The sequence below is a fragment of the Mycolicibacterium aichiense genome, from assembly GCF_010726245.1.
In the GTDB taxonomy this organism is placed as follows: Bacteria; Actinomycetota; Actinomycetes; order Mycobacteriales; family Mycobacteriaceae; genus Mycobacterium; species Mycobacterium aichiense.
This window is the reverse complement of sequence record NZ_AP022561.1, coordinates 3,723,388-3,741,878: the sequence shown is the minus strand read 5'-3', so window position 1 is coordinate 3,741,878 and position 18,491 is coordinate 3,723,388. Positions and strand designations below refer to the sequence as shown.

The following is an 18,491-nucleotide window of genomic DNA, read 5'->3' as shown; positions in this document are numbered from 1 at the left end:
GTGGTCCCAGTGGAACGACGTAGATATACCCCATGGGGTATGATTGAGTCATCTGGAAAGAAGGAGGGTCAGGATGGCTGAGAGGCTGACGCAACTGGCCGGCGCACTGGTGGCGATCGCGGTTTCCGCGGTCATCTCGGCTCCGGTCTCAGCTGCTGCTGAGAGCAACTCGACCTGCGTGACAACCGGAGGATCGACCGATTGTCAGGCGCCGGACAATGCCCAGATTTACGCGGCCCCGCACGCCCTGCCCACCTCTGGGGGCCATTCCGATCCCAAGTGGCAGCCGCTTGGTTACAACCCGAAGTGGAATGGCTTCCAGCCTTGAGATCGGGTTCCGCTCGGTCACGCCATGTGTTGGCCGCCCGAGGGCCGCGTCGAACTACACGCCAGTGCACAGTTCGGTTATTCGTGATCCGACCGATGCTGAGCCCGATGTGACGTGGTCGCACTCGCGGCATGCGCGGCCTCGTCAGCCTCCCTTTGCCAGCACCTCCTCGGCCACGCGTTCTCCGGAGCGGACCGCACCGTCCACCCAGCCGTGCATGACTCCGGATGTCTCGGTGCCCGCCCAGTGGATGCGGCCGCAGGGTTCGGTGATGGCCGGCCCGAACTCGGTGAGCACACCCGGCGGGCAGTGGCTGAGCATGCCTCCGCCCGAATATCTTTCGACGCTCCAGTCCTGGTCGAGGTAGGCCACCGGCGTGGCTGCCCGGTGACCGAAGCGCGCCACCAGTTGGGCCAGCACCTCTTTTTTGCGAGCGTCCGGATCCATCTTCGAATACCGGCGGCCTTCTGGCCCCTCGGTGATCACACACATCACCCCGGGCCGGGGCGCGTCGGTGGAGGCGTCGATGGTCAACGTCGCCAGCGTCCCGGGTGCGAATGTCTGACCCGTCAACCCGTCCTGTCTCCAGAACGGTTCGTCATACACGATGTTGATCTTCACCACAGCACCGCTCGGGATGCGCTGGTGCAGGAAGGCCCGGTCCACCGGAAGCATCGGTTCGTAGAGGATGTGGCTGGCGATCGCGATCGGTACGGCCACGATCACCCGCTGCGCGCGAACGGTCATGCCGTCGGCCTCGACGGTGACCCCGTCGTCGTTCTGAATGATCCGCCGCACAGGCTGATTCAGGTGCACTGAGTCTCCGAGCGCGGCGGCCATCTTGCCGGACACCGCGCCCATGCCGCCGATGATGCGAGAATCCTGCGACCCGTCCTTGATTCCGAGCACGAAGGACGGACCGCCACCGGACGCCAACTGGCGCAGCACGAACAACATCGACGTCTCGGACGCTGCCGACGTATACAGGCCGGCGATGGCCGCTTCCAGCAAGGTGTGCGCGGGCTTGGAGAGTGTGCGGTCGCTGAGCCAGGAGGCGTAGGTGATGCGGTCGAGCTTGTCGGCGTTCTTCGCTTCCCACGGCGCCTCGAGGGGGATCGTCTTGCACAGCCGGGTCAGGTCGAGGAAGACCGCGCCCATGTTGAGCGCCGCCCACGGGCTCATCGTCAACGGGATGGTGCCCTCGTAACGGTAGTGCTTGCCGTCGACTACCATCATCGCCTCGCCATCGGTGTACTGCTTGTAGCTGCCGACGCCGAATTCCTTCATCAACCCGTAGATGGCATCCTGGCCCGGTCCGATCCAGGCGCCGCCCCGGTCGATCCAGACACCCTCGGGGCCGTCGACGGTGAAGGTGCGCCCCCCGACCCGATCGCGGGCTTCCAGCAGAGCCACCGATCGGCCCGCCTGGCTGAGTCGCAAGGCGGCAGTAAGCCCGGCAAAGCCGGCGCCGACCACGCAGAAATCCACAGCGGCCATGGCTTATGGTGCGCTTCGCGGTATACATCCTGTGGGCGTTTGGCAAAGTATTGGCCTGCCCGCCACACGGTCCTGGGAGGACGATGAGCACCGATGAGTCCGTACGAACCGCTGTGGTGTTCGTACACGGTTTGCTCGAACGCCGCCCCATGGACGTCTTCGACGATTTCGCCAGGACGGCACTGACGCCGGACGATGGCCGCTGGGACTACGTAGCGCAGCCCATGGAGATCACCGACTCCTACGAGGCACGTCGCTACGTCGCGCCGTCGGGCGTCGACCTCTTTGAATACGACTGGTCGTTCCTGATGACGAGCGCTCGGTATGCGGGCTTCATCGCCGCCTTGGCGCGGGTCGTCTTACGTCGTCCCCGCCACGTGCCCGATCAACTGTTCGGCATCTGGCGTGTGGTCGTGCTGACCGTGCTCATCCCTCTGGCCGTGATCGTGGCGCTGTTCGTCGTAGGAGGGTATTTCCTGCACACCGGGGTGGCCGGCTGGATCATCGGCGTCGCCACCAGCGTGGTGGTCCTGACGGTCGCGTTGACCGTGTTCCGTCTTCTCCCGCGGGCGTTGACCCGCAGCTTTCTGACCACGGGCTTCGTCAACGTCGCCCGCTACTTCGACATAGCGCCGGAATCCCGCGCCGCGCGGCGGGCGATCCGCGGCGGGCTCGTCGACCTGCTGTACACGCTGCAGCAGGGGCGTTATGCGCGGGTGGTCGTCGTAGGGCACGGCATCGGTGGCTACATCGCCTACGACGCCCTCACTGCCTTGTGGGCCGAGATGCACGAGCTGCGGGCCGCGCCAGGTCCGGCCCCGAGCTGGTCGACGGAGGTTGGCGGCTCGACCGACGAGTTCCAACGGCAGCAGTTTTCTCGGTGGCAGGATCTCCGAAGACTGGGAAACCCCTGGCGGATAACCGATTTCGTGACGATCGGGACACCGCTGGCGTTGGCCGACCTGTTTGTGGCCCGGCCGCCGATTCTCGGCGGCTGCGGTCGCGTCGACAGACGGCACGCACTGTTCGGCTCATTGATGCGTCGGGGCGTCGTGTGTAGTTGTCCGCCACTGGACCATCACGCCGGTGAGCCGACGACGCTGGGAGGCTTGTCGCCGTTCGCGGTGACCCGGTGGACCAACATCTGGTTCCCGGTGCGGCGGGGCGCAATTCGTGGCGACTGGTTCGGCGGGGCGCTGGCACCGTTGTTCGGAGCGGGCATCCGCGATATCGCTGTCGGCGGCAACCTCCCCGAACGGTTGACACCCGGGCTCTCGCACACCCGGTATTTCAAGTATCCCGAGCGTGACGCTGAAGGTGACGTGGCATTCGAGCTTCGGAAAGTCCTTGCACTCGGCGACCATTCGGGTCTGGATGTGTCGGTCAGCGCACCCGAACCCGATCCAGCGACAGTCGGCCGGGTGGTGTATCCGTCGTGGCAGCGCAGCATGTGACGTAGATCACTCGAATGCTGTGAACCATCTGTACCGTTCCTGTCGTGAACCGAGGGAGTCGATGAAGACGAATCCCACGGAAGGTCGGGGCGATGGCGCATGCCACAACGATGGTGATCACGGTAACGGCGGTGAACGTACTCGCCACGGCTGCAATGCATTTCCCGGGCGATCCACCGGCAGTAGCACCCGCGTTGCACACCCGGTCCATTGCGGTGGCGGCATCGGTGCACACCGAACCCGCGGCGCCCACGCCCAACCAACTGATCGCGTCCGGTAGCGAAAGTAGTTCGGTCACAACGCGATCGACTGCCGGGGTGGTCGGCTCGCACCCCGAGTCGGCACCGAACAGCACGCTGAAGCGGATCCGGGCGGTCAGCGCGACGCCGAGCCCCGTGCTCGCCATTCATCCCCGGGTGAGCAGTGCGAACCCGGGTGGGCGTCGTCAGGCCACTGCTATCCCGGCACTGCCGACCCCGGAGGCTGTCGCCGGCCAGGTCCGCGCGTTCGTCGCCGTCTACATCAGCAACGGCACCGCCGCTCATCCTGACGCAGGACTATTGATAGGCAACGGATTTGACGGTGGAATCGGCCAGGACGGTGGACGTGGCGGCATGCTGTTCGGCAACGGCGGGCGCGGTGGCGACGGGCTGTTGTCGGTCGAAAACGGCCGGGCGGGCAACGGCGGCAGCGCGGGTTTGTTCGGCAACGGGGGCGACGGCGGCCGGGGCGGCGATTTCACCGGCACGCAGGGAACCGCATCCATCGGTCGTCAAGGGGGTAAGGGCGGCAACGGCGGACTACTGATCGGCAACGGCGGAAAGGGTGGCAACGGCGGCACCGGTCAAAACCTCGATACCGGTGGCGCCAACGGAGGCCGTGGCGGACAGGGCGGCAACGCCGGGGTGCTGGGGCGCGGAGGCGACGGTGGCCAGGGCGGAACGGGCAATGCCGGAACCGGTACCGCCCGCGGGGGAGCGGGCGGCAATGGCGGTCGCGCGGGAAACATCGGGGGCGGCGGTGCCGGCGGCGCCGGTGGAAACGGCTCCAGTAAAGGCAATGCGTTCGGCGGTGACGGGGGCACCGGGGGCGAGGGTGGGCGGATAACCGGCCGGGGCGGCGACGGCGGAACCGGCGGTGCGGCCGGCAGCAATGTCGTCACCAGCACAGCCACCGGTGGCCACGGTGGCAACGGCGGCGACAGCCATGGGATCCGCCAGACCGGCGGCGCCGGCGGCCAGGGGGGCAACGGTCAGTCCATCCCGGGCACCGGCATCGGCGGCGACGGTGGCAGCACCGGCCGCAGTGGGCCCGGCGGCAGGCGAGGCCCGGCCGGATTGGGCGGCGAGGGTGTGGGGAGCACCCCGGGCAGCCATAACGGCAACGCGGGCGCAGGCGCCCCGTAGCCCGCGCTACGAGGAGCGACCGCCGCGCTTGCTGCCGCCCTTGCCGGGCCCCGCTGCGGCGGACGCGGTCGGCTTCTTGGCGCCGCGAACCTTCGCGGCCCCAGAAGCGGTGCGGCCGCTCGACGCGGTGGAACGCCCGGTGCTGCCGGTGGCCCGGGTCGGTGCCTCGACACGGCCGGCCGGCTTGAGCCGCGCCTGCGCCGAGGCTGAGCCGCTGCAACTCTGGCCGGCAAAACACACCGGGAACTTCGGCACTCGCGGAACGTGGAACACCCTGAGCACCGGATTGACGAGGTTGGCGAAGCCGTTCCAGGCGTAGGCCGTGGCGGCGAACGCCACGACGACGCCGCTGAGCCCGATGGCCGCCAGGCCGGGGCCAGGGCCGAGACCAAGGCTGTTGAGGTACTCCAGGATCGACGCCGCGAACGCGAGGAAGTCCGGGGGAGCGGCGCTGTCGTTGGCGGTCTGGCTCGACGATGCCGGCCGGGGCGTGGGCGCCGGAGTGGTGGCGAAGGCGCTGGCGTCGACCACATCGACGGACGCCAAGGCGACCGCGTGAACTTCACTGCGGGGGACAGCGATGCTCGGCGGCGCCGTCACCACGCCGAGGGCAACGATTGCGGCGGCGGCTGCCGCGACATACGGACGAACAATCCTGCTCTGGATTTCGGGGCGCATCATCACCTTTGGTCGTCGGCCACGAACGGCGAATCGATCATGGCACCGGCACATCCGGGCGGAGTCGCTTTGCCGAACAATATTTGCGCATCCCACACTGCAGTTTGGGCGCTCACCGAATTGGACATGATGGGACGGTGAAACTGCTTCCGACACCCGAGGTGGCGCTCGCCGACTCCGACGTCGAAGACGCACTGAGCCGGGCCGTCGCGGTCATCAATCCGCTGCTCGACGTGCTGTGGTGGACCGACCCTCTCGGAATCAAGCGGCAAGACCCGCCGAACGTCGTATCCCGGGTCCTCAACGCGGCTGACCTGCCCGGCACCCTGGCGTGGGACGACCTGGACACCGACGACCGGATCGCGTGGTGGGTGTGGCGGGTCGGTGCGCTGAACACCGTCGTGGTGGCAGTGCCCGGGCTGCTGGGAGTCATCGGACGACGACTGCCGATCCAGGACCTCCTCGGCTTCGCCAACCAGGCCATCGTGCTGTGTGCCGTGGCCCGCGAATTGGGCGTCACCGACTATCGGCGGCAGACCCGGATGCTCGCCTCGGTGCTGTGCGAGCGGGATCTGGCGGTGGTGGTGCACGACCCGGGCCGGGCCTCGGCGATGGCCATCCCGTTCACGCCGCAGGGCATCGCCTCGGCGGTCTGGAAGTTGGTCGGGGTCCTCGATGCCGTCGGCGATGAACTCGGGAAGCGGCCGCACCCTCGGGCGCCGTTCCGGTACCTGGCCATGCTGCCGGGCCTGGGCGCGGTGGCGTCGTACCTCGGCGAAATCGGTGCGCTGTCCCGGGCCGCCAAGCGGGGCCGAAAATGGGTCGACCAGCAAAAACCGCCCGGATAGGGCGGTGAGGTGGAGCGGGCGACGGGAATCGAACCCGCGTAATCAGTTTGGAAGACTGAGGCTCTACCATTGAGCTACGCCCGCATGTTTGCGCGAGCCCAAATGTACCGGTCGACCTGATCAAATCCGAATCGGCCCACCTGGAAGCGCGTCGCCGAGGTCGATTGCCGCTGAGCAGGCACTGGGCCGTAGGATTCGGGCGCAAGAAACACAGCACCGGGGTGTAGCGCAGCTTGGTAGCGCATCCGCTTTGGGAGCGGAAGGCCGCAGGTTCAAATCCTGTCACCCCGACACGCCCAACGAAGTCCCGCACGAGAACAAGACTGAACCGAGGAGTACCGCCGTGAAGAGCACCGTCGAGAAGTTGAGCCCGACCCGGGTTCGCATCAATGTGGAGGTGCCCTTCACGGAATTGCAGCCCGACTTCGACCGGGCATACAAGGAACTCGCCAAGCAGGTCCGGCTGCCCGGCTTCCGCCCGGGCAAGGCACCCGCCAAGCTGCTCGAGGCCCGTATCGGCCGCGGCGCGGTGCTGGAGCAGGTCGTCAACGACGCGCTGCCCAGCCGCTACAGCGAAGCCGTCACCGCCACCGAGGTGACGCCGCTGGGCCAGCCCGAGATCGAGGTCACCAAGATCGAGGACGGCGAAGAGCTGGTGTTCACCGCCGAGGTCGACGTGCGGCCCGAGATCGACCTGCCCGATCTGAGTGCGCTCAAGATCGAGGTCGAGGCGATCGAGATCAACGACGAGGAAGTCGACGCCGAACTGGAGTCGCTGCGCGCCCGCTTCGGCACCCTCAAGGGCGTCGAACGTCCCGCCCAGACCGGTGACTTCGTGTCGATCGATCTGTCCGCCACCGTCGACGGCGAAGAACTTCCCGACGCCGCCACCGAAGGCCTCTCCCACGAGGTGGGCTCCGGTCAGCTGATCGACGGTCTTGACGACGCCATCGTCGGGCTGTCCGAGGGCGAGTCGAAGGTGTTCACCACCAAGCTGGCCGCCGGCGAGCACGCTGGTGCCGACGCCGAGGTCACCGTCACGGTCAAGTCGATCAAGGAGCGCGAGCTTCCCGAGGCCGACGACGAGTTCGCCCAGCTGGCAAGCGAGTTCGACACCATCGAGGAGCTGCGCGAGAACCTCGTCGAGCAGGTGAAGCGCGTCAAGCGCATCCAGCAGGCCGAGAAGATCCGCGACAACGCCCTCGAGCTGCTGCTGGAGAAGACCGAGGTCCCGCTGCCCGAGGCGATCGTGCAAGCCCAGGTCGACCAGACCGTGCACAACGCGATCCACGGTCTCGACCATGACGAGGACAAGTTCGCCGAGACCCTCGAAGCCGAAGGCAGCTCGCGCGAGAAGTTCGACGCCGAGACCCGCGAGGCCGCCGAGAAGGCCGTCAAGACTCAGCTGCTGATGGACGCGATCGCCGACGACCTCGACATCCAGGTCGGTCAGAACGATCTGACCGAGCGCCTGGTGCTGATGTCGCGGCAGTACGGCATCGAGCCTGCGCAGCTGCTGCAGATCCTGCAGCAGAACAACCAGCTGCCTGCGATGTTCGCCGACGTGCGCCGTGGCCTGACCGTCGCCGCGGTGGTCGAGGCGGCCACCGTCACCGACAGCGAGGGCAATGTGGTCGACACCGCCGAGTTCTTCGGCCCGCCGGCCGGAGCCGAGGACGACGAAGTGGTGGCCGACGCTGACGACGTCAACGTCGACGAGGTCGCCGAAGACGCCGAGGCAGTTGAACAGCAAGCCGAGAAGTCCGAGTAACGCCGACAGCGAAAGCGCACTCTCCCGGGAGTGCGCTCCGCTGTGGGTTCGTTAGGGTCGGGTAGAACCAAGTCTGTAGAAAGCAGGTATCAAGTCGTGACTCATATGCGTTCGGGCGCGCCAGGGCTGAACCTCACTGACTCGGTGTACGAGCGATTGCTCGCCGAGCGCATCATCTTCCTGGGGTCCCAGGTCGATGACGACATCGCCAACAGGTTGTGCGCGCAGATCCTTCTGCTGGCCGCCGAGGATCCGACCAAGGACATCAACCTCTACATCAACTCGCCGGGTGGCTCGATCAGCGCCGGCATGGCGATCTACGACACCATGGTGCTCGCGCCGTGCGACGTCGCCACCTACGCGATGGGCATGGCCGCCTCGATGGGCGAGTTCCTGCTCGCGGCGGGCACCAAGGGCAAGCGCTACGCGCTGCCGCACGCCCGGATCCTGATGCACCAGCCACTGGGCGGCATCACCGGCGGCGCGGCCGACATCGCCATCCAGGCGGAGCAGTTCGCGCTCATCAAGAGGGAGATGTTCCGGCTCAACGCCGAGTTCACCGGCCAGACGATCGAGCGCATCGAGGCCGACTCCGACCGTGACCGTTGGTTCACGGCTCAGGAAGCGCTCGAATACGGCTTCGTCGACCACATCATCACCCACGCGAACTTCAACGGAGTGACCAATGCCTGATACAACTCCCTTTTCCCAGGCAGATCCTCGCCTCGCGCCGCAGGGCCGCTACATCCTGCCGTCGTTCGTCGAGCACTCCAGCTGGGGCGTGAAGGAATCCAACCCCTACAACAAGCTGTTCGAGGAACGCATCATCTTCCTGGGTGTCCAGGTCGACGACGCCTCGGCCAACGACATCATGGCCCAGCTGCTGGTGCTGGAGTCGCTGGATCCCGACCGCGACATCACCATGTACATCAACTCGCCGGGTGGCTCGTTCACCTCGCTGATGGCGATCTACGACACCATGCAGTACGTGCGCGCCGACATCCAGACGGTGTGCCTGGGGCAGGCCGCGTCGGCCGCCGCGGTGCTGCTGGCCGCGGGCACCCCGGGCAAGCGCCTCGCACTGCCCAACGCGCGCGTGCTGATCCATCAGCCGTCGCTGGGCGGCGTCATCCAGGGCCAGTTCTCCGACCTGGAGATCCAGGCAGCTGAGATCGAGCGCATGCGGACCTTGATGGAAGAGACGCTGGCCCGCCACACCGGCAAGGATCCGGCCGTGATCCGCAAGGACACCGACCGCGACAAGATCCTGACCGCCGCGGACGCCAAGGAATACGGGATCATCGACACGGTCCTGGAGTACCGCAAGCTGTCCGCTCAGAACGCTTGACCACGGTCGCTGCCGGGCTAAGCCGGTGGCGTCCGATGTTCGCGCCCGCCGCGGCCCACCGGGGTCGCGGCGTTCGCGTCGAGGCCGCCGGCGCGTTCGGCTTCGCGCTCGGCGAACCCGACTCGGTGACGGGCCGCCGGTCCGAGGCCGGACGGTATCGTGGAGAACGGCGAAGACCAGGACGAAACTCCACGGTCGGCGCAGCTCAACGCCTCTCGGTTGGGTAACGGCGGCGACACGCCAGAAACACGGCGGCGCGTTCCGAAGCGACGAGAGCGGCGTCAGGGGATATGTTCACCATCACGCACGAATACCACTGGCGCGATTCGTCTTTATCTGTCGCACCACGACGGAGCAAGCGGGTAGCGTCGGGACAGAGCCCAACGCGGACTTGATAGCAACGATCGAAGACCCGGCGAAGGAAAGTAGGACCCCACCACCATGGCGCGTATCGGAGACGGCGGTGACCTGCTGAAGTGCTCGTTCTGCGGTAAGAGTCAGAAGCAGGTGAAGAAGCTCATAGCGGGGCCGGGCGTCTACATCTGCGACGAGTGCATCGACCTCTGCAACGAGATCATCGAGGAGGAGTTGGCCGACGCCGACGACGTCAAACTCGATGAGCTGCCCAAGCCGGCCGAGATCCGCGAGTTCCTGGAGAACTACGTCATCGGCCAGGACACCGCCAAGCGCACCCTGGCTGTCGCCGTCTACAACCACTACAAGCGCATCCAGGCACAGGAGAAGCACCGTGACTCCCGCGCCGAGCCGGTGGAGCTGGCGAAGTCGAATATCTTGATGCTCGGCCCGACCGGCTGCGGTAAGACCTACCTGGCGCAGACGCTGGCCAAGATGCTCAACGTGCCCTTTGCGATCGCCGACGCCACCGCGCTGACCGAAGCCGGCTATGTCGGCGAGGACGTCGAGAACATTCTGCTCAAGCTGATCCAGGCCGCCGACTACGACGTGAAGCGCGCCGAGACCGGCATCATCTACATCGACGAGGTCGACAAGATCGCCCGCAAGAGCGAGAACCCGTCGATCACGCGCGACGTGTCCGGCGAGGGTGTGCAGCAGGCGCTGCTGAAGATCCTCGAGGGCACCCAGGCTTCGGTGCCGCCGCAGGGCGGCCGCAAGCATCCGCACCAGGAGTTCATCCAGATCGACACCACCAACGTGCTGTTCATCGTTGCGGGTGCGTTCGCCGGGCTGGAGAAGATCGTCTCCGACCGCGTCGGCAAGCGCGGTCTGGGCTTCGGTGCCGAGGTGAAGTCCAAGGCCGAGATCGACACCCAGGACCACTTCGCCGAGGTGATGCCCGAGGATCTGATCAAGTTCGGGCTGATCCCGGAGTTCATCGGTCGTCTGCCGGTGGTGGCCTCGGTGACGAACCTGGACAAGGAATCGCTGGTGCAGATCCTGTCCCAGCCGAAGAACGCCTTGGTCAAGCAGTACACCCGGTTGTTCGAGATGGATGGTGTCGAGCTCGAATTCGCCGACGACGCGCTCGATGCCATCGCCGATCAGGCGATCCATCGCGGCACCGGTGCCCGCGGTCTGCGCGCGATCATGGAAGAAGTCCTGCTGCCGGTGATGTACGACATCCCCAGCCGTGACGACGTCGCCAAGGTCGTGGTGACCAAGGAGACCGTCCAGGACAACGTCCTGCCGACGATCGTGCCGCGCAAGCCTGCGCGTCCCGAGCGCCGCGACAAGTCCGCCTAGGCGTCGTACCGTCTCTTTCTATGAACAGACTCCGCCACCGATCCGCGGTGGCCGCGGTAGCCGTCACTGTTGGCATGCTGGGTATCACCACGGCGTGTAGCTCCAACGAGAAGCCCGCGCCGACTACCAGCACGACGACGACCACCACCACGACGCCGGCCAGCAGCAGCGTGCCTGCGCCGCCGTCTCCGACGGAAAAAGGTTCGGACGGCGGAGGCCCCAACAGCTTCTCGCCGACGGTGAAGGCCCCACCGCCACCGACGGCGATTCCCGGCAACAACTGACCCCGGTCAGTGACGGATGCGGTCGGCCCGACTGTAGACGTTCATCGACTCACCACGCAGAAACGCGACCAGCGTCAGCCCCGACTGGGTGGCGAGGTCGACGGCCAGTGACGACGGCGCGGACACCGCGGCCAGCACCGGGATGCCGGCCATCACCGCCTTCTGCGTCAGCTCGAATGATGCGCGGCCGCTGACCAGCAACACTGTGCCGCTCAGCGGGATGTGCTTGGCTTCCAGCGCCCACCCGATGACCTTGTCGACGGCATTGTGCCTGCCGACGTCCTCGCGGACGGCGAGCAGCGCGCCGCCCGTCGTGAACAGTGCCGCCCCATGCAGACCGCCGGTGCTGGCGAAAACCTTTTGCGCCGAGCGCAATTGGTCCGGCATCGCGGTCAGCACCGAAACCTCGACCGTCGACGGGTCATCGCCGGGGGAGTGCCGGCTGGTCAGTCGCACCGCATCGATCGAGGCCTTGCCGCACACCCCGCACGACGAGGTGGTGTAGAAGTTCCGGGTCACGTCCACCTCCGGCATCGGCACGCCGGGGCGTAGCGTCACGTCGAGGACGTTGTAGGTGTTCACCCCGTCGGCCTCCGCGCCGCGGCAATACCGCACGGTGAGCACGTCGTCGCGATGGGCGATGACGCCCTCGGTGAGCAGAAAGCCCTGCGCCAGTTCGACATCGGATCCCGGTGTTCGCATGGTGACAGTCAGCGGTGTCCCGTTCACCCGGATTTCCAGCGGCTCCTCGACCACCAGTGTCTCCGGACGCTCGGTGGCGGTGCCGTCGTAGACGTGACTGGCCCGCCGCCGCGCGGTCACCCGGCCCATGCCGCGCCGCCCTCGGGGTTCTGGCCGCCCGGTTCGAGCCGGATGACGACCGCCTTCGACACTGGCGTATTCGAGCGGGCGGCAACGTGATCCAGCGGTACGAGAGGGTTGGTCTCGGGGTAGTAGGCGGCGGCGTTACCGACCGGGGTGGAGTAGGGCACGACCAGGAAGTCCTTGGCGCGGCGCTCCTGCAGCTGGCCCGACCCGTCGGTGAACTCCGACACCAGGTCGACGCGGTCACCCTCGGCGAGGCCCAGGGACTCGATGTCGTCGGGATTGACGAACACGACGCGGCGGCCGCCCTTGACCCCGCGATAACGATCGTCCAGGCCGTAGATGGTGGTGTTGTACTGGTCGTGGCTGCGCAGTGTCTGCAGCACCAGACGCCCCGGCGGCACCGGCACCCACTGCATCGGGTTGACCGCGAAGTTCGCCTTGCCCGTCACGGTGGGGAACTCACGGGAATCCCGTGGCGGATGCGGCAATTGGAAGCCGTCGGGCTGACGCACCCGGGTGTTGTAGTCGGCGCAGCCCGGCACCACCGCGGCGATCGCGTCGCGGATCGTGTCGTAGTCGGCGGCGAAACGCTCCCACGGCACCGGGTGATCGGCGCCCAGCACGGTGCGGGCCAGCTGACAGATGATCGCGACCTCGCTGCGTACCTGGTCGCTTGGCGGTGTCAGGCTGCCGCGGGACAGGTGCACCATCGACATCGAATCTTCAACCGAGACAACCTGTTTGTGACCGTTCACCAGGTCGCGGTCGGTGCGGCCCAGGGTGGGCAGGATCAACGCCGTGCGGCCGTGCACCACGTGGCTGCGATTGAGCTTGGTCGAGATCTGCACGGTCAGCGCGCAGGTGCTCAGTGCGGACTCGGTGACCGGGGTGTCCGGGGTGGCCGACGCGAAGTTGCCTCCCATCGCGAGGAACACCGAGGCTCGGCCGTCCCGCATCGCCCGGATTGCGTCGACGGTGTCGAAGCCGTGCTTGCGGGGACTGACGATGCCGAATCGAGTGTCGAGCGCGGCAAGGAACGGTTCGGGCGCCTTCTCCCAGATCCCCATCGTGCGGTCGCCCTGGACATTGGAGTGGCCACGCACCGGGCATACCCCGGCACCGGGCTTTCCGATCATGCCGCGCAACAACAGCAGGTTGGTCATCTCGGCGATCGTGGCGACCGCGTGGGTGTGCTGGGTGATACCCATGGCCCAACACACGATCGTGCGCTGCGACCCCGCGAGCATGCCGGCGACCCGCTCCAATTGCGCGCGGGCGATGCCGGTGGCTTCGGTGACGGTGTCGAGGTCGACCGTGCGGGCTTCGTCGAGATACTCGTCGAATCCATGGCAATGCGCGTCGACGAACTCGCGGTCGATCACGCTGCCGGGGGCGCGGTCGTCGGCCTCGACCAGCAGCCTGCCGAGGCCCTTGAACAAGGCGAGGTCGCCACCGAGGCGGATCTGGACGAACTCGTCGGCGATCGGCACACCGTGGCCGACCACGCCGTGGACCTTCTGTGGGTCCTTGAACCGGATGAGCCCGGCCTCGGGAAGAGGGTTGACCGCGATGATCTTGGCGCCGTTGGCCTTCGCCTTCTCCAGCACGTACAGCATCCGCGGATGGTTGGTGCCGGGATTCTGTCCGGCGATCACGATCACGTCGGCGTGCTCGATGTCGTCGACGGTCACCGAGCCCTTGCCGACGCCGATGGAATCCATCAGCGCGGTGCCCGATGATTCGTGACACATGTTGGAGCAGTCCGGCAGGTTGTTGGTGCCGAAGCTGCGCACCAGCAGCTGGTAGAGAAACGCGGCCTCGTTGCTGGTGCGGCCGGAGGTGTAGAACACCGCCTCGTCCGGGGACGCCAGCCCGGTGAGATGCTCGGCGATCAGCCGGTAGGCGTCATCCCATTCGATCGGGGTGTAGTGCTGCGCACCGGGGCGAAGGACCATCGGGTGGGTGAGCCGTCCCTGCTGGGACAGCCAGTACTCGGGCTTGGCGGCCAACTCGTCCACCGAATGGCGGGCGAAGAACTCGGGAGTGACCCGGCGCTTGGTGGCCTCTTCGGCCACCGCCTTGGCGCCGTTCTCGCAGAACTCGGCCAGCTTGCGGTTGTCGTGTTCCTCGGGCCATGCGCAGCCCGGGCAGTCGAAGCCGTGGCGCTGGTTGATGCGGGCCAGGGTCGACAGGGTGCGCAGGGGACCCATCTGCTCGAGGGCGCGCTGCATGGTGACCGCCACCGCCTTCACCCCGGCGGCCTCGTCTTTTCGTTCGCTGACGGTGACCGCTTGTTCGTCGTAATCGGCGGGGATGTCGCGGCCGTTGCTCATGCCTTCAAATCTAGGCCGCCATGTGGACCGCCGACACTAACGGGCGGACTTGGCAGTCCCCTTGCTACCTGCCGGGCGGGCGTCGCGCGTACCGGAGGCCCGGGCCGAAGGGGCGGGCCGGCTGTTGGCTGTGGCCGTGGCGGGCTCCGCGGCGGGGGCCGAATGCCTTGGGCGCGGGCCGGCGACGCCTCTCGCTGGAGCGGCGGTGGCCCGCTTGGTGGTCGTGTCGACCTTCGTCGTGTCACCGGATACGGGCACGCCGCTCGTGTCGCGGACACTGCGGGCTGCGGATGGGACCGCGATAGCCGAGGCAGATCCGACAGTCATGCTGGCCGAGATGGAGTGCAGCACGTTCCTGACGACGTCGACCATCATGGCTATGCCCTTGGCCGCGGCCGCGAACACCTCGGTGATGCCGGCCTGAACGGCAGCACCGAAACCATCCGAACCCGCTGCGGCAGCGGTCTTGATGAAGGCGTCCACCACCGCCCCGACGACCGGTAACGCCGCCTCGGGAATGGCGGCGAGAACCGTGATGGCACCGCCGATCACGGTGGGCGCCAATGCAATCATCGGGCCGATCTGCGTCAGGATGCCGGAGAGCGGTGAGCTCAGGTCGCCGCCGACCGGCGGGGACAGGAGCAGGCTGACGTTGACCATCGCCTCGCCCAGCGGCGTGCCTTGCGCCAGTTGATCGAGCAGTTCCGTGTTGATGAACTGCATCGTTGCCGCAGCGTCCGGATTGAACGCGGCCAGCGCGGTCATGATCGCCAGAACCTGTGGCAGGCCGAAGGGCAACGACGCGCCGGGAACCGCGGCTGCCGACGTGGGAGGCAATGCGTTCCAGGCGGCGCTGTCCAGGCTGGTGAGGTGAATCGCGTTGGTTCGGATGGCCGCCGATGGCGTCGGCGAACTGTACGGACTGAGTGACGCCGACCCCGCGACGACGGCGCATACGGCTAAAGGTGCGATGACGATTGAGCGAGACATAACTACCCCCAGAGGTTGAATTCAAATCTCCCTGTACCCCGGTATACGACGTTCGAATCCTTGCTGAACAAAAATTTGGGAACTCGTCAATTTTTCTTTTTCAGCCTGTCTACGTGCATAAACCCAGGCTGCACAGGGGAGTTGTTTGCTCAATTTGAGTTTGCGAAAAGTTGTTGCGGATCAGCCCGCATTCTGTCGTTGACGCAGACGTAACGAGATCGGCATGGAAGCGACCTAACGTGGGCCGGTCACACGCCCGCGAGCAGACGCGGGCGTCTTGGGTGCAGAGGAAAGACAGTTGAGCGGAAACGCGGCCCGCCTTCAGGCGATCGTCAATGTCGAGGCGTACGAGCCTCCCCCCTTCAGCTTCGATCCGGGCGAAGCGCCAGGCGAGATCTTCGGCGCCAATGTCTTCACCCTGGCCGAAATGCGGCTGCGGTTGCCGAAGTCGGTGTACAAGTCGGTCGTCGCGACCATCGAGAAGGGCGCGAAGCTCGATCCGGCGGTCGCCGACGCCGTCGCCTCGGTGATGAAGGACTGGGCATTGTCGAAGGGCGCGACCCACTACGCGCACGTCTTCTATCCGATGACCGGTCTTACCGCCGAAAAGCACGACAGCTTCCTGGAGCCTGTGAGCGACGGCGCGACGCTCGCCGAATTCGCGGGTAAGACCCTGATTCAGGGCGAGCCGGACGCGTCGAGCTTCCCGTCGGGCGGTCTGCGCAGCACGTTCGAGGCGCGCGGCTATACCGGCTGGGACGTCACCAGCCCGGCCTACATTCTGGAGAATCCGAACGGCAACACCCTGTGCATCCCGACGGTATTCGTGTCGATGACCGGTGAGGCACTCGACTTCAAGACGCCGCTGCTGCGTAGCCAGCAGGCGATGGGTGCGCAGGCTGAGCGAATCCTGAAGTTGTTCGGCCACAAGGATTTCGACCACATCGTGTCGTTCTGCGGGCCTGAGCAGGAGTACTTCCTGGTCGACCGGCACTTCTTCCTGGCTCGTCCCGACTTGATCAACGCCGGCCGCACGCTGTTCGGTGCGAAACCGCCCAAGGGCCAGGAATTCGACGACCACTACTTCGGCGCCATTCCCGACCGGGTACTGGCCTTCATGATGGACACCGAGCGGGAGCTGTTCAAGCTCGGCATCCCGGCCAAGACCCGCCACAACGAGGTCGCGCCGGGCCAGTTCGAGATCGCGCCGATGTTCGAGCGGGCCAACATCGCCGCCGACCACCAGCAGCTGCTGATGACGACGTTCCGTAACATCGCCAAGAAGCACGGCATGGAGTGTCTGTTCCACGAGAAGCCGTTCGCCGGTGTCAACGGTTCCGGTAAGCACGTCAACTTCTCGATGGGCAACGCACAATTCGGCAGCCTGTTGGTGCCTGGTGATACCCCGCACGAGAACGCCCAGTTCCTGGTGTTCTGTGCCGCGGTGATCCGTGCCGTTCACAAGTTCGGCGGGCTGCTGCGGGTTTCGGTGGCCTCGGCCACCAACGATCACCGCCTTGGCGCCAACGAGGCTCCGCCGGCCATCATCTCGATCTTCCTCGGCGCTCAGCTGGCCGACGTGTTCGAGCAGATCGCCAAGGGAGCGGCCACCTCGTCAAAGGGCAAGGGCGTCATGCACATCGGTGTCGACACGCTGCCCGAGCTGCCGACCGATCCGGGCGACCGCAACCGCACCAGCCCATTTGCGTTCACCGGCAACCGATTCGAGTTCCGGGCGCCGGGCTCGGGGCAGACGATCAACGTCCCGATGATCATCCTCAACACGATCATGGCTGATTCGCTCGACTACATGGCCACCGTGCTGGAGACAGCGGTCGCAGCCGGCGAGAGCTTCGATGAGGCAGTGCAGAAGCTGCTCACCGAGATCATCACCGAGCACGGCGCGGTCGTGTTCAACGGTGACGGATACTCGGAGAACTGGCAGATCGAGGCCGCCGAGCGCGGCCTGCCGAACCTCAAGACGACGCTCGACGCCATTCCGCAGCTGGTGACACCGGAGGCGATCGAGGTCTTCGAGAAGTACGGGGTGTTCAACGCTCGGGAGCTGCACAGCCGCGAAGAGGTGCGGTACGAGACCTATGCCCTGACGGTCAATGTCGAAGCCAAGTTGACACTCGAAATGGGATCGACCGTGATCCTGCCTGCAGCCGTCCGCTACCAGACCGAGCTGGCGCAGAATGTCGCGGCGCTGAAGGCGGCCGGGGTGGAGGCGGACACCGCATTGCTGGAGACCGTGTCCACGCCGATTGCGGAGCTGACCGCTGCGTTGGCCGCACTCAAGGACGCCCTTGGTGCGCACGGCGGCGACACCGCCAAGGAAGAAGCCGAGCACGCGGCGAGCTTGTTGCCGTTGATGGATGCGGTGCGTGCGGCTGCGGACACCTTGGAAGGCGTTGTCGCCGACGACCTCTGGCCGCTGCCGACCTACCAGGAGATGCTCTACATCCTCTGAGTTGGCTGTCGTTTTGGCCGGTGCCGGCGCCTCTGATCTCCGAGGCGTCGGCACCGCCTTTGGACCCTGACCGACGCGTTGACTGTCAACCACATCAGGGCCGAAAGTCTCTGCTGCTCCGTATCTTCGGCGGCCTACGTTTGGGACCATGACGGATCACGGTCACCATTCCGATGTGCTCGCCGAGTTGAACCCACAACATCGGGCGTTACGGCAGATGATTCCCGAGGTATATGACGGGTTCGGTGCGCTGAGCCGGGCCGCTATGGGTACCGGTGCGGTCGAGGCCAAGGTCAAGGAACTGATGGCGATGGTGATCGGAGTCGTCCAAGGGTGCGATGGCTGTATCGCATCGCATGCCCGGGGTGCCGTTCGCGCGGGTGCCACCAGGCAGGAGGCCGCTGAGGTCATCGGTGTCAGCATCATGATGCACGGTGGTCCGGCAACGATTTACGGCGCACGTGCCTACACAGCGTTCTGCGAGTTCGCCGACGCCGCGCAAGGTAGCCCGTCATGACGTCGACGGTCTGC

16 protein-coding genes and 2 tRNA genes are annotated in these 18,491 nt (G+C 66.3%); 12 read left to right on the top strand and 6 right to left on the bottom strand.

Annotated elements, in window-relative coordinates; genetic code table 11:
• Positions 1 to 73: 73 nt before the first annotated feature.
• Entirely contained in the window at positions 74 to 328 is a 255-nt protein-coding gene (locus G6N32_RS18150) for a hypothetical protein (RefSeq protein ID WP_147292048.1), read from the top strand.
• A gap of 144 nt (positions 329 to 472) precedes the next feature.
• Here G6N32_RS18150 and G6N32_RS18145 read toward each other — a convergent pair whose 3' ends face one another.
• Positions 473 to 1,825 carry a flavin monoamine oxidase family protein gene (locus tag G6N32_RS18145; RefSeq protein WP_115320772.1) on the bottom strand — a complete coding sequence of 451 codons (1,353 nt, stop codon included), beginning with the start codon at positions 1,823 to 1,825 and terminating at the stop codon, positions 473 to 475.
• Between the two features lie 83 nt (positions 1,826 to 1,908).
• Between G6N32_RS18145 and G6N32_RS18140 the strand changes: the two genes are divergently transcribed.
• Complete coding sequence (locus tag G6N32_RS18140) at positions 1,909 to 3,279, top strand: hypothetical protein (RefSeq protein WP_115320771.1); 1,371 nt, start codon at positions 1,909 to 1,911, stop codon at positions 3,277 to 3,279.
• 92 nt (positions 3,280 to 3,371) lie between these two features.
• Positions 3,372 to 4,685 carry a hypothetical protein gene (locus G6N32_RS18135; RefSeq protein ID WP_115320770.1) on the top strand — a complete coding sequence of 438 codons (1,314 nt, stop codon included), beginning with the start codon at positions 3,372 to 3,374 and terminating at the stop codon, positions 4,683 to 4,685.
• 6 nt (positions 4,686 to 4,691) lie between these two features.
• Here the strand turns inward: G6N32_RS18135 and G6N32_RS18130 are convergent, their stop codons facing one another.
• Positions 4,692 to 5,363 carry a hypothetical protein gene (locus tag G6N32_RS18130; RefSeq protein ID WP_147292047.1) on the bottom strand — a complete coding sequence of 224 codons (672 nt, stop codon included), beginning with the start codon at positions 5,361 to 5,363 and terminating at the stop codon, positions 4,692 to 4,694.
• Positions 5,364 to 5,500: 137 nt separating this feature from the next.
• On the opposite strand from G6N32_RS18130, the gene G6N32_RS18125 reads away from it, so the two are divergent.
• Positions 5,501 to 6,211 carry a hypothetical protein gene (locus G6N32_RS18125; RefSeq protein WP_115320768.1) on the top strand — a complete coding sequence of 237 codons (711 nt, stop codon included), beginning with the start codon at positions 5,501 to 5,503 and terminating at the stop codon, positions 6,209 to 6,211.
• 10 nt (positions 6,212 to 6,221) lie between these two features.
• Here G6N32_RS18125 and G6N32_RS18120 read toward each other — a convergent pair.
• Positions 6,222 to 6,295, bottom strand: a tRNA-Gly gene (locus G6N32_RS18120).
• A gap of 133 nt (positions 6,296 to 6,428) precedes the next feature.
• Between G6N32_RS18120 and G6N32_RS18115 the strand changes: the two genes are divergently transcribed.
• From G6N32_RS18115 to G6N32_RS18090, 6 genes are all read left to right on the top strand, one after another.
• Positions 6,429 to 6,502 (top strand) — tRNA-Pro (locus G6N32_RS18115).
• 52 nt (positions 6,503 to 6,554) lie between these two features.
• Positions 6,555 to 7,982, top strand: coding sequence for a trigger factor (gene tig, locus G6N32_RS18110; protein ID WP_163789333.1), 1,428 nt, complete (start codon positions 6,555 to 6,557; stop codon positions 7,980 to 7,982).
• A gap of 105 nt (positions 7,983 to 8,087) precedes the next feature.
• Positions 8,088 to 8,675 (top strand): ATP-dependent Clp protease proteolytic subunit, encoded by a 588-nt coding sequence (locus tag G6N32_RS18105; protein ID WP_115320766.1) that lies wholly within the window; start codon positions 8,088 to 8,090, stop codon positions 8,673 to 8,675.
• A complete protein-coding gene (locus G6N32_RS18100; protein ID WP_071943034.1) occupies positions 8,668 to 9,330 on the top strand; it encodes an ATP-dependent Clp protease proteolytic subunit in 663 nt (220 codons plus the stop codon). The genes G6N32_RS18105 and G6N32_RS18100 overlap by 8 nt, the downstream gene beginning before the upstream one ends.
• A 441-nt stretch (positions 9,331 to 9,771) precedes the next feature.
• Positions 9,772 to 11,052 (top strand): ATP-dependent Clp protease ATP-binding subunit ClpX, encoded by a 1,281-nt coding sequence (gene clpX / locus G6N32_RS18095; RefSeq protein WP_083120235.1) that lies wholly within the window; start codon positions 9,772 to 9,774, stop codon positions 11,050 to 11,052.
• Positions 11,053 to 11,072: 20 nt separating this feature from the next.
• Entirely contained in the window at positions 11,073 to 11,336 is a 264-nt protein-coding gene (locus tag G6N32_RS18090) for a hypothetical protein (protein ID WP_115320765.1), read from the top strand.
• A 6-nt stretch (positions 11,337 to 11,342) separates the two neighbouring features.
• Here the strand turns inward: G6N32_RS18090 and fdhD are convergent, their stop codons facing one another.
• The 3 genes from fdhD to G6N32_RS18075 are packed head-to-tail and all read right to left on the bottom strand — an operon-like array spanning position 11,343 to position 15,262.
• Positions 11,343 to 12,167 (bottom strand): formate dehydrogenase accessory sulfurtransferase FdhD, encoded by an 825-nt coding sequence (gene fdhD / locus G6N32_RS18085; protein ID WP_115320764.1) that lies wholly within the window; start codon positions 12,165 to 12,167, stop codon positions 11,343 to 11,345.
• Positions 12,155 to 14,497 carry an FdhF/YdeP family oxidoreductase gene (locus G6N32_RS18080; protein WP_115320763.1) on the bottom strand — a complete coding sequence of 781 codons (2,343 nt, stop codon included), beginning with the start codon at positions 14,495 to 14,497 and terminating at the stop codon, positions 12,155 to 12,157. Before G6N32_RS18080 ends, fdhD begins: the two co-directional genes overlap by 13 nt.
• Positions 14,498 to 14,533: 36 nt before the next feature.
• Positions 14,534 to 15,262: a hypothetical protein gene (locus G6N32_RS18075; protein WP_163789328.1), complete on the bottom strand. Its 729-nt coding sequence runs from the start codon at positions 15,260 to 15,262 to the stop codon at positions 14,534 to 14,536.
• Positions 15,263 to 15,785: 523 nt separating this feature from the next.
• Here G6N32_RS18075 and G6N32_RS18070 point away from each other — a divergent pair.
• Positions 15,786 to 17,960 (top strand): glutamine synthetase III family protein, encoded by a 2,175-nt coding sequence (locus G6N32_RS18070; protein WP_115320761.1) that lies wholly within the window; start codon positions 15,786 to 15,788, stop codon positions 17,958 to 17,960.
• Between the two features lie 148 nt (positions 17,961 to 18,108).
• The gene (locus tag G6N32_RS18065; protein ID WP_115320760.1) at positions 18,109 to 18,477 is read left to right on the top strand and encodes a carboxymuconolactone decarboxylase family protein; all 369 of its coding nucleotides are present in this window, start codon (positions 18,109 to 18,111) and stop codon (positions 18,475 to 18,477) included.
• Positions 18,478 to 18,491 lie beyond the last annotated feature (14 nt).

What these genes read in the sequence shown, in the direction of transcription:
- G6N32_RS18150 (WP_147292048.1), top strand. Translation starts at nt 74, where the DNA reads ATGGCTGAGAGGCTGACGCAACTGGCCGGCGCACTGGTGGCGATCGCG.
- G6N32_RS18145 (WP_115320772.1), bottom strand. Translation starts at nt 1,825, where the DNA reads ATGGCCGCTGTGGATTTCTGCGTGGTCGGCGCCGGCTTTGCCGGGCTT.
- G6N32_RS18140 (WP_115320771.1), top strand. Translation starts at nt 1,909, where the DNA reads ATGAGCACCGATGAGTCCGTACGAACCGCTGTGGTGTTCGTACACGGT.
- G6N32_RS18135 (WP_115320770.1), top strand. Translation starts at nt 3,372, where the DNA reads ATGGCGCATGCCACAACGATGGTGATCACGGTAACGGCGGTGAACGTA.
- G6N32_RS18130 (WP_147292047.1), bottom strand. Translation starts at nt 5,363, where the DNA reads ATGCGCCCCGAAATCCAGAGCAGGATTGTTCGTCCGTATGTCGCGGCA.
- G6N32_RS18105 (WP_115320766.1), top strand. Translation starts at nt 8,088, where the DNA reads ATGCGTTCGGGCGCGCCAGGGCTGAACCTCACTGACTCGGTGTACGAG.
- G6N32_RS18100 (WP_071943034.1), top strand. Translation starts at nt 8,668, where the DNA reads ATGCCTGATACAACTCCCTTTTCCCAGGCAGATCCTCGCCTCGCGCCG.
- clpX (WP_083120235.1), top strand. Translation starts at nt 9,772, where the DNA reads ATGGCGCGTATCGGAGACGGCGGTGACCTGCTGAAGTGCTCGTTCTGC.
- G6N32_RS18090 (WP_115320765.1), top strand. Translation starts at nt 11,073, where the DNA reads ATGAACAGACTCCGCCACCGATCCGCGGTGGCCGCGGTAGCCGTCACT.
- fdhD (WP_115320764.1), bottom strand. Translation starts at nt 12,167, where the DNA reads ATGGGCCGGGTGACCGCGCGGCGGCGGGCCAGTCACGTCTACGACGGC.
- G6N32_RS18080 (WP_115320763.1), bottom strand. Translation starts at nt 14,497, where the DNA reads ATGAGCAACGGCCGCGACATCCCCGCCGATTACGACGAACAAGCGGTC.
- G6N32_RS18075 (WP_163789328.1), bottom strand. Translation starts at nt 15,262, where the DNA reads ATGACCGCGCTGGCCGCGTTCAATCCGGACGCTGCGGCAACGATGCAG.
- G6N32_RS18065 (WP_115320760.1), top strand. Translation starts at nt 18,109, where the DNA reads ATGACGGATCACGGTCACCATTCCGATGTGCTCGCCGAGTTGAACCCA.